We start from the raw sequence: 13168 nt of genomic DNA on the forward strand, positions 1-13168 counted from the left end.
ACCTTTTAGAGTTCGGAGGGAAAGGTACTACAAATTTCGTTAGGCCTTAGAGACAAGGCTCTTGAAGAAAACGAAGCCGAAACCTAAGAATAGCATGAAATGGAATGGGAACAACCCGAAATCACCGCCTTGGTCACCCACAACAAAGGCCGAATACATACCAAAGGCAAAATAGGCCATAAGCAATCCTTCGATGATCACATTGGGGGATATTTTCTTTTTCAGGTATTTATTGCCTTTCCATCCGTCCTTCAAGGACTTGATGTTGAATTTAGGGGTTCGGATAAACTCACTTTTCTTACCCAAATGCCCTTCCAATACCGCCAATGAATTGTGGACGGAGAAGCCCATGGCAATGGAGAAGAACACAAAGAACATACCCACATATTCGAAGAAACGGGACAGTCCGCCGCCATAAATATTCTTGTACGTAAACCAATAACAGATAAAGAAGATAATGGTGCTTATTACAAAGAAGCTCATCACAATGAAGTACGTCTTTAAGTGGGCATACTCATTCTTAATATAGAGCATAGGGATACTTAAGATGGCTACGATGAGGATGTTCAGGAACATGGTACTATTCAACAAGTGAAGAATCCCATGTATTTTGGTTTTGAAGGATGTATTCTCATTTTTTATCACCTTCCAGAGCATTTTCTGAAAGTTTTCGGCTCCACCTTTGTTCCAACGGAACTGTTGCGAACGTGCCGCACTAATGACCACAGGAAGCTCGGCCGGGGTTTCTACTTCTTCCAAATATTTGAATTTCCAGTTTTTCAACTGGGCACGATAGCTCAGATCTAAGTCTTCTGTAAGGGTGTCGCCTTCCCAATTTCCAGCATCGATAATGCATTCCTTTCGCCAAACTCCAGCTGTACCGTTGAAATTGATAAAATGCCCTTCGCTATTTCTTCCTACCTGCTCCAAGGTAAAGTGCGCATCCAACGCAAATGCTTGTACTCGGGTAAGGATAGAATATTCACGGTTAATGTGACCCCAACGGGTTTGTACCACCCCGATTTCCTGGTTTTTGAAATAAGGGACCGTATTTAGTAACCAGTCTTTTTTCGGGAGGAAATCGGCATCGAAAATGGCAATAAATTCCCCTTTGGCAGTTTCCAAACCTTCTTTAAGGGCGCCTGCCTTAAAACCAACACGATTTACACGGGTTACGTGCTTAATGTCCAATCCGGTTTGTTGCAGTTTTTTAATATGGGCAGCGGTACTCTCCAAGGATTCATCGGTAGAATCGTCCAGTACTTGGATTTCCAGTTTGTCCTTTGGATATTCTATTTGTGCAATGTTGTCCAATAAGCGCTCCATTACGTACAGTTCGTTGAATACGGGAAGCTGAATGGTTACGTTTGGAATTTCGTCGGGATTGGAAAAATCGAACTTAGGACATTCCTCCTTGCGTTTTCGGGCCCTTAGATAGTTAAATAACAGATTGAGCTGGGCCAACGCATACATAAAGATAAGTAGGAGGGCGACGGAATAGATGGTTATGGTGATGGTTTCCCAGAACATTATTTCACACTGTATTTAAAAATCCAACCTAAGATTTTTACGCCTGCAAATATAGCACCTTTTACGGTTCCTGAAACTTTTGAGACACCTATTCTATTTCGGTATTTCACAGGAACTTCGACGTAAGAAAACTTCTTTTTCAATGCTTTTAGCTGCATTTCCACAGTCCAGCCATAGGTCTTATCCTCCATATTCAAGGATAGCAGCTTGTCATATTTAATAGCTCTAAACGGCCCTAGGTCTGTAAATCTGGATCGGAAGAAGATGCGCATTAGGGACGTCGCCAACCAGTTCCCAAATTTTTGGGGACCCGTCATCGAACCTGCTTCCCGTAGGGACTTAACGCGTGCGCCTATGACCATATCCATATCTTCTTCAATAATGGGTTTTACGATTTCCGTTAATTGCTCTGGATAGTCACTATAGTCGCCATCCAAAAACACAATAATATCAGGCTTCTCACTTTTCGAGGCGACATATTCCATTCCTTTTAAACAGGCGTAGCCATATCCTCTTCTTTCTTCCTGTAGCACGGTAGCCCCTGCTTCCTTTGCCACTGTTTCGGTAGCATCGGTAGAATTGTTGCTCACCACAATGACTTCGTTTACATGTTTGGGGATATCCCCAATGACTTTATAAATGGAACCCTCTTCGTTATAAGCGGGAATAATTACGGAAATATTGGGATTCATCGAAGGGAAACATCGGGATTGTCACGTTTAAAGGATACTATGGAAGTCCATTCCCCATCCTTTTTATCGTTTTTGTATCGCTCTGCTCTAACCAATTTTCTCTTGTTATATCGCAAACCGAACCCGTTTTTTTGATTGTTTTTGTACTGAAATTTACTTGTCTTGCGGTTCGCAATATCGTAAAAAATCCACCAATTTTCCGCACTATCCATTACATAGTGCCCTTCCTTTTCCAACTTACCGTTTTTATCGTAAAAATGCCAGTACCCATTTTTCTTGTTATCGGAATAATGACCCTTCGCAGCTATTTCTCCATTAGGATGGTAATAAATCCAAAAATCGGTCTTTGTATTCATGGATTGCCAGCCTTCAGACTTTAGCTTTCCATTGCTGTAAAATTCCTTGGCATACGTTTTTTCTGAAATGTCAACGCTTGGGCTTGCGGCAATGGATGCTGTACCCATGTTTAGGGATAGGATACAAAACAGTAAATAAAAGATTGGCGTTTTCATGATAGCTATGTCGAAGAAACAGAGCTATCCTAACGAAGAAATTAAATTTCTTGCGAGAAAATTTTTCGATCTACAATTTTGGATAGCATAAGGGAAGTGGTGAGTTCCCCATATTGGGAAAGCCGCCTGTTCAATTCTTCCAAATGTTCCGTATCGCGAACAAAAGCCTTCATGAGCATGCAATCGTTTCCTGTTAGCTTTAAACATTCACATACTTCATTCACCGTTTGAACATATTCTTCAAACCGTTCTACTTGCCCGAATCGGATCTTGATGGAAATGTAAACACACAATGTATAACCCAGGGCCTTTATATTGAGATTTGCATGATAACCATTTATAATCCCGGCCTCTTCCAATTTCTGAATTCTTTCTGAAACCGAAGGAGAAGAGATACCTACGTTTTTGGCTATTTCGGTTAAGGGCCTACGGGCATTCTCTTGAAGTTGCTGTAAAATTAGCCAATTGGTGTCATCTAATTTCATTTATTAGGATTTAATCAAAAATTATTATATAAAATTAGGCAAAAATTACATTTACCCAAATATATTAATTTTTTGAAATACTAAGGGCCACTACCTTTACAACGTCTAATGCTAAACCAATGCTTATGAATTTTGATCTTACCTCTAGTGAACGAAACACTACTTGGAATTTCCTTTGGAATGAGTTAGAAGACTATTACTCCAAAACAGAAAAACAGAGAACTGCTATATATCCAGAACGCAAAGAAGTGGTTCATGCGTTGGATTCGGACTTTGAACAGCCCAGGTCGACAAAAGAAGCAGTAGAATATGTACTGAAGAGTTTGTCAAAGTATGCCGTGCATACACCGCATCCAGCGTACTACGGAATGTTCAACCCTAGAGCCAATTTTCCATCAATTTTGGCAGATGTAATTTCTGCGGTTTACAATCCACAATTGGCGGCATGGGGACATGCGCCATTTGCCGTTGAAGTGGAACATATGCTTATTCAAAGGATAGGAGAGAAGTTTGGATATACTGCACCTAATATCGATGGTGTTTTTGCCACGGGAGGGCAAGAAGCCCATATAACTGGATTATTGTGCGCATTGCATGAAAAGTACCCTGACTTCGCCTCTTCGGGTGTCCAAGGCTTAGAAAAACTCCCTGTTGTCTATTGCTCTAGTGCTAGTCATCATGCTACTATTAAGGCAGCCCGGGTATGCGGTTTGGGAGGAAGTGCCGTGAAATATATAGAAGTGGACGATGAACAACGCATGCGGGTCGATGAATTGGAACGCCAGATCAAAGAAGACTTAGAGTTGGGATTGCAGCCATTTTTCGTATTTGCCACGATGGGGACTACGGGCTCGGGTGCTATCGACCCTCTTCCAGAAATAAATGAAATAGCTAAGCAATACAATCTTTGGGTACATGCAGATGCGGCCTATGGAGGAGCTGTTCGATTAACAAAAGAACACACAGAGCTTCTAGATGGAATAGAAAATACCGATTCTATAACCTTCGATGCGCATAAGTGGCTTTCGGTACCCATGGCTGCCAGTCTTTTTATAACCAAACACAGATATGCCCTCGGGAAGGCCTTTAGCATAAGTGCTAATTTTATGCCTGAAGAAGAAGATGAAATAGACCGATTGAGTTCGTATACCCATTCCATTCAGTGGTCCAGAAGGTTCATAGGTCTTAAGCTTTATTTACCATTACTTGTTTTTGGATGGGAAGGTTATGAAGAAACAATTCTCCACCAAATACGCATGGGAGATTATTTAAGGGAGCAACTCCTTGCCAATGGTTGGAAGATCTACAATCATTCCCAACTGCCTATAGTATGCTTTACCGATGAACGAATGGAAGAAGATGCTGCGTTTTCCAAATTTGTCTACGATCGGACCTTAGAAAAGGGAAATGCTTGGATTATAAATTACCCCTATGGAAAATATGCCACCCTAAGAGCTTGTATCACCAATTACAATACAACCGAAAAGCATATCGACGATTTGATCGATTGGCTTAATGAAAATCGAGAGGAGTATTTAAAATAGGAGAAATTAAAAAGCCGCTTTATTCTAGGCGGCTTTTCATAATATTAGTTTGCAAATTATTTTTCGTTTACCAAACTCATAAGGTCTACGTCGTTTCCAAGCAATACCTGATTGCCATCGATACGGCCTTCCAAAGGTCCATTTTCCAATTTCAATACCCCTCTTGGACATACTGCGGAGCAGATTCCACAACCTACACAGCTCGCTCTTACAATGTTTTCACCTTTTTGGGCATAGCTACGAACGTCGATTCCCATTTCACAGTAGGTAGAACAGTTTCCACAGGAAATACACTGTCCTCCATTGGTCGTAATTCTGAATTTAGAGAACAAACGTTGTTGGATTCCCAAGATACCTGCCATAGGACATCCCATTCGGCACCAAACACGATTTCCGAAAATAGGGTAGAAACCGGTTCCTATCACTCCACTGAATACAGCTCCGATCAAGAACCCATAGAATGATCTAAGATCGCCTGCTTCAAAAAGGAATAGTTGATTATTGGAGAAGTAGTGAATAGCGATAAGCCCTAATACGATTACCAAATATCCAATGGCTCCGTAGCGCGCATCTTTGGCCAACTCTTCTCTTTTGTAATACCAAATCACAGCAAAAAGCAACCCTAGGAATACGGCTACTCCGATAAGGAACATGTCCTTGGTCAACCAGTATTTTTCAGAATCGTATCCCAAATAGGTACTTACCACTGCCGTAGTCATCACTACTGAGAATACCAATACGGAATGAATGACCCAGCGCTCCACTTTCCAAGCGACCATTCGTTTATCACTAAGTTGTCTGAAAGAGTCCCCAGCTGTTTCGGCCAGACCTCCACAACCGCATACCCAAGAGCAGTACCAACGCTTTCCGTACTTATAGGTAAGGATAGGGGAGATGACGAATACCGATAGAACGGCAAATACAAGGAACGCTATACCTATGGTTTCTGCATTGATAAATTGATCTACCCGCCAACCATCGAAGGCGTAGTAGTTTAATGGCCACATATTCTTTAGGTCATTGTAGGGTAGGGAAAAACTATCGCTATTTAGTCGCGCCATTAATTCTGGAATTAAAAAGGCGAAAGCGGTTTGAAAGAACATCACGCTTACCGTACGTAATTGTTCGTAGCGATTATGGCGGTATTTCCAGATGAACTTAATTCCAAAAGCCAATATGGCCACGGTGTAAAGGGTTCCGTATACGAACCATTGACTCGCCGGATTCCCGCTAAGGAATCGGCTCAACGGATCGAAAAGGCCGACAATACCTGTATTGCCATCGGGATTGGCTCCCAAAAGGCCTTCGTAAAAGTAAAGGATGACATAGAATCCCGTAAGTGAGATTCCTGCTACCCAGCCCCAAAATCCACGGCTGGAAATACTTTTTATCCATACCCCGTGGTTTTTAATACCTTCTAATTTGCCACTATAAGATCCTTTGGCAAATAGCACAATTCCGCCACCAATGGCAAGCAATGAAAGGGTAAGCCAAAGGGCTTGGTTTGCAAATTCGTGAAACAAAGAGAATACTATAATTCCCAATCCAGCCAAACCAATAACGGTTGCAATTTTTTGGGTAGGATTCAAGTAGTTGGAGGCATCGCCTGTAAGCGACATATTTCGTTGTATCGTACTCATGATTTTAAGCGTTAACTGTTTGTTGTTGGACGTAAGAGGATAGTATTTGCGATTCGAATTGTTTATAGAATTCTGGATCGAAATTGGCTTCCCGTAGATGTTGCATTACATAATCTGTACTGCGTTCTTCGGTCAACCAGCGATCGAATACTTCGTGTCGCATTCTAATGCCAAAGGTGTTGATCCCCAAAAACTGTCCCGTTGAGGTTTTGGTGCAAACGGTGATGCATTTGGTGTCGTCTTCGTGTTTCCAATGGAAGTGCGTTTCGTTTTCCCTAGGCTTGGAAAATACCCAACCATAGGTCTGATATTCTATATCGAAAAACTTGGCGCTGTTAAACCAATGTCCAGGTTTGTATTCGGTAGGGTTGCCACAAATGGTCTGGGCCACGGTTTCTCCCATCATACGACCGGTATACCATACAGCTTCTATAGGTCTACGGCTACCAATGGGTTCATGCTGTTCGGCACAATCGCCTATGGCATAAATGTCTTTTATATTGGTTTCGAGCATGCGGTTTACCTTAATGCCGCGCCCCAATTCAATACCGCTATCCTTTAGGAAAGCAACGTTAGGAGATACCCCAGCGGTAAGCCCAACGATGTCACAAGCGATTTCTTCGCCCGTTTCATCGATAACCGCTGCTTTTGCACGGCCGTTTTCATCGGCAATGATTTCCCTTAAGTTGGAAGAGAGACGCAGATCGATATGGTGGTTTTTAATGTGCCTATTAATCATGGCGCTTTCCCCTTCGGGCAGCACACCATTCCAAAAACTGCTTTCTCGGACCAAAAAGGTAACGGGAATGGCACGGGAGGCTAACATTTCGGCTAATTCTATTCCAATAAGCCCGCCACCTACGATGACGGCATGTTTGCATATTTTATTATTGGGGGCGTTTTTCTCCAAGTTTTCAAGATCCTGATAGGAATACAAGCCTTGTACCCCTTCTAAGTCTTGTCCAGGCCAACCAAATTTGTTGGGTTTGGATCCGACGGCGAGAATAAGCTTGTCATAATCGAGGAGGGAATTGTCGGCAAACTTTAAGCGTTTCTTTTCATGTTCTACCGCGGTTACATATCCTCTTACGAGTTCGATCCTGTTCTTTTTCCAGAAGTAATCTTCGTACGGTTTGGTGTGTTCAAAATTCATGTGCCCCATATATATGTACATAAGGGCCGTACGGGAAAAAAAATGATCTGTTTCTGCGGAGACAATGGTAATTTTTTTATCCGAGTGTTTACGTATATGCCTAGCGGCTGTAACTCCGGAAATACCATTACCTAAAATAACAATGTGTTCCATAGAATTTGAATTGGTTGGCAAGTCTGTCGTTACTAAAGTTAAGTACATTACACCGAACCACCTTATTTGGAATGAAAATAAATTTAGAATTAAGTGTAAGGTTCTCAGAAATCTATTTCGGAAAAAAAATGAAAAAGTTTGTAAGCATTAGGGAAAGGTGTTCGACTTAGGCGACATCAAAAAATGAAAAAATGAAAAATCTTATTATCGCAATAACCGCAATTTTAACACTGACCGTTACCTCTTCCAACGCGCAGTCACTGAATGAATTTTTTACCAAAACCGACGCTTTTTTAAGCACCTACGTTTCTAATGGAAGCGTAGACTACAAGGGAATTAAGAGCAATGTTGGTGAATTGAATGATATCTTGGAAATTGCTAAGAACATTTCAGTCACAACTTCACAACCTAAAGAATATCAGGCCTTTTGGATCAATGCATACAACCTGTCTGTGATCAAGGGAATAATTGACAATTACGGAATTAAGTCTCCGTTGGACAAAAAAGGCTTCTTCGATAAGACAAAATACGACTTGGGTGGAACGGCTATTACGTTAAATGATATTGAGCATAAGAACCTGCGACCCAAATTCAACGATGCAAGATTCCATTTTGTATTGGTGTGCGGGGCCAAAGGATGTCCTCCATTAATCGCTAAGGCCTATACGCCAGCAAATCTTGAAAATTTGTTGGAACAGCAAACAATAAAAGCCCTTAACGACAGTTCTTTTATCAGGGTTTCCGGAAAGAAAGTTGCTTTCTCAGAAATCTTTAAATGGTACAAAGAGGATTTTGTCACAAAAAGTAGCAACGAGATTGACTACTTGAACAAATACAGAAAAGAAAAAGTACCCGCGAACGCCAAAGTCACCTATTATTCTTACGACTGGCGTATCAATTCAAAATAACAACATCTAAACAGTCTTCCCGCTTGTCGAACCAGTCCCCAAGATTCGGCAAGCAGCGGAAGCACAATTCCAAAAAATTACAATAACCAAAAAACAACACGATGAATATTTCAAAAAAAATAATTGCTACCGCACTACTAAGTTTTGTCTTCGCCTTTGGTATGGCTCAGGATGATTATGATTATGGTGATGATACCGGAGGATCGGTGATCCAAACCTTGACACCGTCTAAATTGATCGGCAAGGGACAATTCGATATAAAGTGGTTTAACAATCTATATACCCAAACCGAAAGTACCTTTAGCGATGGTACAGAGCCCAGACAGACTTTCTTTACCTCTACTTTGGAAGGATACACCGGAGTAGGAGAGAACAAACGTGTAAATTTGGGATTAATCCTCGAATTTAGAAGTAATGTAGTGGCCGACAGAAGCGCGCTGGATGTTTTCAGTTTTGATGGTGAAAATGGTACAGCACGAAGTGGATTTACTTCCATTGCACCTTCGGTAAAGTTTGTTCCCTTTAAGAATGTGAACAACTTCTCTGTACAAAGTTCCTTCTTTATTCCTTTGGTAGATAACGAAACGGAACAAGGTGTGTTTTTGGATCAGAATGGATTCATCTGGCAAAACCGCTTTTTCTATGACTATACCTTTCCTGGGGATAAATTCCAGTTGTTTTCAGAAATTAATAGTGAGTTGAACTTTGGGGACGAGGCCGATAGTTTTGCCAACAACAGTCTGCGACTAACCCCAGGGATATTCTTAAGCTATTTCCCGTCTTCTAAATTTACGGTATTGGCTTTGGCCCAACACTCGCAATTGATCGATTTGGGGAATGAATTTTCCCAAGACTTCACCGCAGTGGGTGGAGGTGCCAAGTACCAACTTACGGACGAACTGAATATTGAAGCCTTATACACCAACTTTGTTCGTGGAAACGATACGGGATTGGGAGAAACATTTAATATAGGTTTAAGAGCCGTCTTTTAGAAAAGAACTAATTTGTAGCAGTAAAATTGAATCTACATGCGAGTTCTAAAAATTCTACTGCTACTTATTCTATTACAAAGTTGCGAGGCGCAAAATTCCCGAATCAATGGAGTGAGTTTTGTCGCTTCGCCCAAAAAAGCCACCCAAATCCATGTGGATCCGGTGGTAGCTATAAAAGCCAACTATGCGGCAGTAATGCCTTTCGGTTTTATTAGAAATCTGGAATCTCCAGAAATCATTTACAACACCGATAGGCAGTGGTACGGAGAAACGAGGGACGGAGCCGCACAGTACATTGACATATTGAAAACCAACGGCATCAAGGTGATGCTAAAACCCCAGATTTGGATCTGGCGCGGGGAATTTACCGGGTATCTGAAAATGAAGAGCGAAGAGGATTGGAAAGTTCTAGAAGATTCCTACCGCACCTTCATTCTGGACTATGCCCGTTTGGCGCAGGAAAAACAGGTCGCTCTGTTTTGTATTGGGACCGAATTGGAACAGTTCATCATGAACCGATCCGATTTTTGGAGCCAATTGATCGTAGAGATCAAAGAGATTTACAAGGGGGATCTTACCTACGCTGCCAATTGGGACGAATACAAAAGGGTTCCTTTTTGGAAGGAACTGGATTATGTAGGCGTAGATGCTTATTTTCCGGTTTCGGATAGTGTGACCCCTACTTTTGAAGAGGCCGTGGAAGGTTGGAAGCCATGGTTGGAAGAAATGGAAGGCATTTCTACAACCCATGGGAAACCGGTACTCTTCACGGAGTACGGTTATCGTAGTGTGGATTATGCCGGAAAAGAGCCTTGGAGAAGCGACCGTAGCATGACTGAGGTAAACTTGGATGCCCAGGTAAACCTTACGAAAGCACTTTACGAAGTGATGTATGAAAAAGAGTGGTTTAAAGGCGGATTTATATGGAAATGGTTCATCGATTACAATGGGTCGGGTGGAAGTGAAAATTCACAATTTACGCCACAAAACAAACCTGTAGAACAGGTGTTGAAACAGTATTATGAAAACAATAGGTAAATACTTTATTCTCCTGCTTGTCCTAGCGGCATGTTCGCAAAACGACGATGCTGGCGATGTGCTTGGCGAGCCACAGACCTTGGCAGAAATGATTGCCCAAGGTCCGGTGGAGCTGGAAGGCGTGATTTCCTGTGCCTCTGGAAGTGAGAACGAGAATGAAGTGATCGTGTATCTGTATCCCAGACTTGGTGCAAGGAATATCCGTTATTTCGAAACGGCTACGGCCGATGTGGATCCGAATGACTACGAGAATTACACGGAGCTGGAAATAACCACTATGGATTACTTCAATGGATACCTGCTTCAGATAAAAAGACAGATTACCACAGAGAAATGGGTCATTGTTACTTTTGAAGAAGAGGGCGTATTGCAAGTTTCCAATCCGATACGACTGAAACACCTTACGCAAAATACCCAGTTTAGGAATGGATTCCATATCGGGGGAACTTCTGGGATGCCCATTTTTTCTTGGGGCAATATAGCGACGCCCTTCGATGCTATTTATTTTCAGGTAGTGTCTGATGCGAACGACAATTTACTGTCGGGCACTTATACCCATGAAGCTATTTTTCAATACTACAAGACAGAAAATGTAGTGTTGAACATTACACAAGGAACCCCTCCCGATTTGGTATTGGGCGAAGAATACAATTTCACGGTACTTGCCGTGAGCGAAGACAATTGGGTGAATCTAATCGGACAAAAAAGATTTTCGTTTTGAAAAAACTAACACTCCTCTTATTGTTATTGATTAGCGGGTCGGGAATGGCGCAAGAAATCAGTGAGCTGGTCATTCAGGACAACAAAAAGACCCGGGAATCCTTTATAAAACGACTAGTAAAAGTAAAAGAAGGTATGCCTTTGGATTCACTTAAGGCCGAAGCAGATATTGCACGCCTAAAGCGATTACCGGGGATTGCACATGCCTACTATCAGGTCTATCCCAATGAGGACGGTACGTACAAACTGGTGTACGGGGTAGAGGAGAATTTTACCATTATTCCGTCGGCTCAGGTGTATACCACCAACGATGACGAGTTTGCTTATAGACTGGGATTGTATGAGTTCAATGGATTAGGACGGAACATCACCTTTGGAGGGTTCTTTCAGCGGGATATATACAATTCGTTTGGGATCAATTTTAAAGCCCCTTATCTCTTTACCAATAAACTGGGATTGGCGCTTAACTATCAAGATCTCACTACCCAAGAACCTGTGTTTTTTAACAATACCTCTGCCGATTATAAGTACAACAATCGGTCTATGGAGGCGCTCCTATTGTACGAGCTTACTTTTAATCACTGGTTCGAAGGTGGGATAAACTACTTTACTGAAACCTATGAGTACAAATCAGGCGCTACCGATCCGGCGGTGCCACAGAATTTGGAAGTGAAAAAACTGCTCTACAAGTTCCTGTATCAGTACAACAAGGTAGATGTGTACTATCAGTATGTGGATGGTTTTAAAAGCACGCTCAACTTTCAGTACGTTACTTCCACGGACGATACCCTTCCAGAGTTCCTTATTTGGTGGAACGATTTTATTTATTACAAACGTATTGGCGAACGGGGTAACTGGGCATCACGCTTACGTATTGGGCTGGCGTCTAATGATGAATCGCCTTTCGCACCTTTCTCGGTAGACAACAACCTCAACATTCGTGGGGTAGGAAATACGATCGATCGTGGAACGGGTGCTATTGTTTTAAATACCGAATATAGGCACACCATCTACGAAAAGAATTGGTTTGTGCTACAAGGAAATGCCTTTATCGATGCCGGTAGTTGGCGTAATCCAGGCGGGGATTTTGGGGATTTTAGCGATAGTCAAAACCTTAGGGTATATCCCGGGCTTGGTGTCCGTTTCATCCACAAACGTATTTTCAATACCGTTTTTAGGATCGATTACGGCCATGGTATTACCGACGACGCCACGCGTGGATTCGTTTTTGGGGTGGGGCAGTATTTCTAGGAATTCCAATCCTCATCCAGAATAGCATACATATAATTGTCTTGCCATTCCCCGCGTATGGGTAAAATCTTTCTGCGTAAACCTTCCCGTTGCATTCCCACACGTTCCAGAAGTTTAATAGAAGCTGTGTTTGCTGTAGCGACACCCGCTTCAATGCGGTGTAATTTCATGTCTTCGAACCCCCAGCGGAGGAGTTCCATCACCGCTTCTGTGGCATATCCTTTTCCCCAATAATCCGGGAGTAGGTGATAATGTATTTCGGCCATATTGTATTTAGGGATGGAACGATTCATTCCCAATTGACCTATGAATGTATTCCCGTCCTTTAACTGAAGCACCCAACCCAATATCCTTTCATTTTCTTTAGAAGCATCTAAGGCATTGGTCAATACCTTTGCTGTGTCTGCTTCACTTTTGGGAATCCCGATGGTGTTATACCGTGCCACTTCCTCAAAAGAATTCATTCGGTGGATATCTGGGATATCTTCTTTGGTTAAAGGAACAATGAATAGTCTGTTGGTTTGAAGTTTCAAGGTTATGTCGGTTTATG

The 13168-nt window shown here is 42.1% G+C and carries 13 protein-coding genes; 6 read left to right on the forward strand and 7 right to left on the reverse strand.

The features are described 5' to 3' along the window. Window positions 1-39 precede the first annotated feature (39 nt). The 4 genes from POV27_RS02765 to POV27_RS02780 are packed head-to-tail and all read right to left on the reverse strand — an operon-like array spanning window position 40 to window position 3219. Window positions 40-1530 carry a cellulose synthase family protein gene (locus POV27_RS02765; RefSeq protein ID WP_272861198.1) on the reverse strand — a complete coding sequence of 497 codons (1491 nt, stop codon included), beginning with the start codon at window positions 1528-1530 and terminating at the stop codon, window positions 40-42. Next, window positions 1530-2222, reverse strand: a complete 693-nt coding sequence (locus tag POV27_RS02770) for a glycosyltransferase family 2 protein (protein ID WP_272861199.1) — start codon at window positions 2220-2222, stop codon at window positions 1530-1532. Before POV27_RS02770 ends, POV27_RS02765 begins: the two co-directional genes overlap by 1 nt. Continuing rightward, on the reverse strand, window positions 2219-2734 hold the full coding sequence (locus POV27_RS02775) for a toxin-antitoxin system YwqK family antitoxin (protein ID WP_272861200.1): 516 nt from the start codon (window positions 2732-2734) through the stop codon (window positions 2219-2221). Before POV27_RS02775 ends, POV27_RS02770 begins: the two co-directional genes overlap by 4 nt. A 41-nt stretch (window positions 2735-2775) precedes the next feature. Continuing rightward, window positions 2776-3219: an Lrp/AsnC family transcriptional regulator gene (locus tag POV27_RS02780; RefSeq protein WP_272861201.1), complete on the reverse strand. Its 444-nt coding sequence runs from the start codon at window positions 3217-3219 to the stop codon at window positions 2776-2778. A 125-nt stretch (window positions 3220-3344) separates the two neighbouring features. Between POV27_RS02780 and POV27_RS02785 the strand changes: the two genes are divergently transcribed. Beyond that, on the forward strand, window positions 3345-4763 hold the full coding sequence (locus tag POV27_RS02785; RefSeq protein ID WP_272861202.1) for a pyridoxal phosphate-dependent decarboxylase family protein: 1419 nt from the start codon (window positions 3345-3347) through the stop codon (window positions 4761-4763). Between the two features lie 56 nt (window positions 4764-4819). Here POV27_RS02785 and POV27_RS02790 read toward each other — a convergent pair whose 3' ends face one another. Both POV27_RS02790 and POV27_RS02795 read right to left on the reverse strand, forming a co-directional pair. Next, window positions 4820-6403 (reverse strand): 4Fe-4S binding protein, encoded by a 1584-nt coding sequence (locus tag POV27_RS02790; RefSeq protein WP_272861203.1) that lies wholly within the window; start codon window positions 6401-6403, stop codon window positions 4820-4822. A 4-nt stretch (window positions 6404-6407) separates the two neighbouring features. Then, window positions 6408-7709 carry an NAD(P)/FAD-dependent oxidoreductase gene (locus POV27_RS02795; protein ID WP_272861204.1) on the reverse strand — a complete coding sequence of 434 codons (1302 nt, stop codon included), beginning with the start codon at window positions 7707-7709 and terminating at the stop codon, window positions 6408-6410. Window positions 7710-7900: 191 nt separating this feature from the next. Between POV27_RS02795 and POV27_RS02800 the strand changes: the two genes are divergently transcribed. The 5 genes from POV27_RS02800 to POV27_RS02820 all read left to right on the forward strand — a co-directional run bounded on the left by POV27_RS02800 (window position 7901) and on the right by POV27_RS02820 (window position 12618). Continuing rightward, a complete protein-coding gene (locus POV27_RS02800; RefSeq protein WP_272861205.1) occupies window positions 7901-8617 on the forward strand; it encodes a DUF547 domain-containing protein in 717 nt (238 codons plus the stop codon). A 101-nt stretch (window positions 8618-8718) separates the two neighbouring features. Beyond that, window positions 8719-9609, forward strand: a complete 891-nt coding sequence (locus POV27_RS02805) for a hypothetical protein (protein ID WP_272861206.1) — start codon at window positions 8719-8721, stop codon at window positions 9607-9609. Window positions 9610-9645: 36 nt separating this feature from the next. After that, window positions 9646-10647 (forward strand): glycoside hydrolase family 113, encoded by a 1002-nt coding sequence (locus POV27_RS02810; RefSeq protein ID WP_272861207.1) that lies wholly within the window; start codon window positions 9646-9648, stop codon window positions 10645-10647. Then, entirely contained in the window at window positions 10631-11368 is a 738-nt protein-coding gene (locus POV27_RS02815) for a hypothetical protein (protein ID WP_272861208.1), read from the forward strand. The genes POV27_RS02810 and POV27_RS02815 overlap by 17 nt, the downstream gene beginning before the upstream one ends. Continuing rightward, entirely contained in the window at window positions 11365-12618 is a 1254-nt protein-coding gene (locus tag POV27_RS02820; RefSeq protein ID WP_272861209.1) for a POTRA domain-containing protein, read from the forward strand. The genes POV27_RS02815 and POV27_RS02820 overlap by 4 nt, the downstream gene beginning before the upstream one ends. Here the strand turns inward: POV27_RS02820 and POV27_RS02825 are convergent. Further along, window positions 12615-13151 carry a GNAT family N-acetyltransferase gene (locus POV27_RS02825; protein ID WP_272861210.1) on the reverse strand — a complete coding sequence of 179 codons (537 nt, stop codon included), beginning with the start codon at window positions 13149-13151 and terminating at the stop codon, window positions 12615-12617. The two genes, POV27_RS02820 and POV27_RS02825, sit on opposite strands and share 4 nt — an antisense overlap. Window positions 13152-13168 lie beyond the last annotated feature (17 nt).

The sequence above is a fragment of the Aureisphaera galaxeae genome, assembly GCF_028561275.1.
Taxonomy (GTDB): Bacteria; Bacteroidota; Bacteroidia; order Flavobacteriales; family Flavobacteriaceae; genus Aureisphaera; species Aureisphaera galaxeae.

Coding starts and splice junctions, on each gene's coding strand:
- POV27_RS02765 (WP_272861198.1), bottom strand. CDS start 1,530: ATGTTCTGGGAAACCATCACCATAACCATCTATTCCGTCGCCCTCCTA.
- POV27_RS02770 (WP_272861199.1), bottom strand. CDS start 2,222: ATGAATCCCAATATTTCCGTAATTATTCCCGCTTATAACGAAGAGGGT.
- POV27_RS02775 (WP_272861200.1), bottom strand. CDS start 2,734: ATGAAAACGCCAATCTTTTATTTACTGTTTTGTATCCTATCCCTAAAC.
- POV27_RS02780 (WP_272861201.1), bottom strand. CDS start 3,219: ATGAAATTAGATGACACCAATTGGCTAATTTTACAGCAACTTCAAGAG.
- POV27_RS02785 (WP_272861202.1), top strand. CDS start 3,345: ATGAATTTTGATCTTACCTCTAGTGAACGAAACACTACTTGGAATTTC.
- POV27_RS02790 (WP_272861203.1), bottom strand. CDS start 6,403: ATGAGTACGATACAACGAAATATGTCGCTTACAGGCGATGCCTCCAAC.
- POV27_RS02795 (WP_272861204.1), bottom strand. CDS start 7,709: ATGGAACACATTGTTATTTTAGGTAATGGTATTTCCGGAGTTACAGCC.
- POV27_RS02800 (WP_272861205.1), top strand. CDS start 7,901: ATGAAAAATCTTATTATCGCAATAACCGCAATTTTAACACTGACCGTT.
- POV27_RS02805 (WP_272861206.1), top strand. CDS start 8,719: ATGAATATTTCAAAAAAAATAATTGCTACCGCACTACTAAGTTTTGTC.
- POV27_RS02810 (WP_272861207.1), top strand. CDS start 9,646: ATGCGAGTTCTAAAAATTCTACTGCTACTTATTCTATTACAAAGTTGC.
- POV27_RS02815 (WP_272861208.1), top strand. CDS start 10,631: ATGAAAACAATAGGTAAATACTTTATTCTCCTGCTTGTCCTAGCGGCA.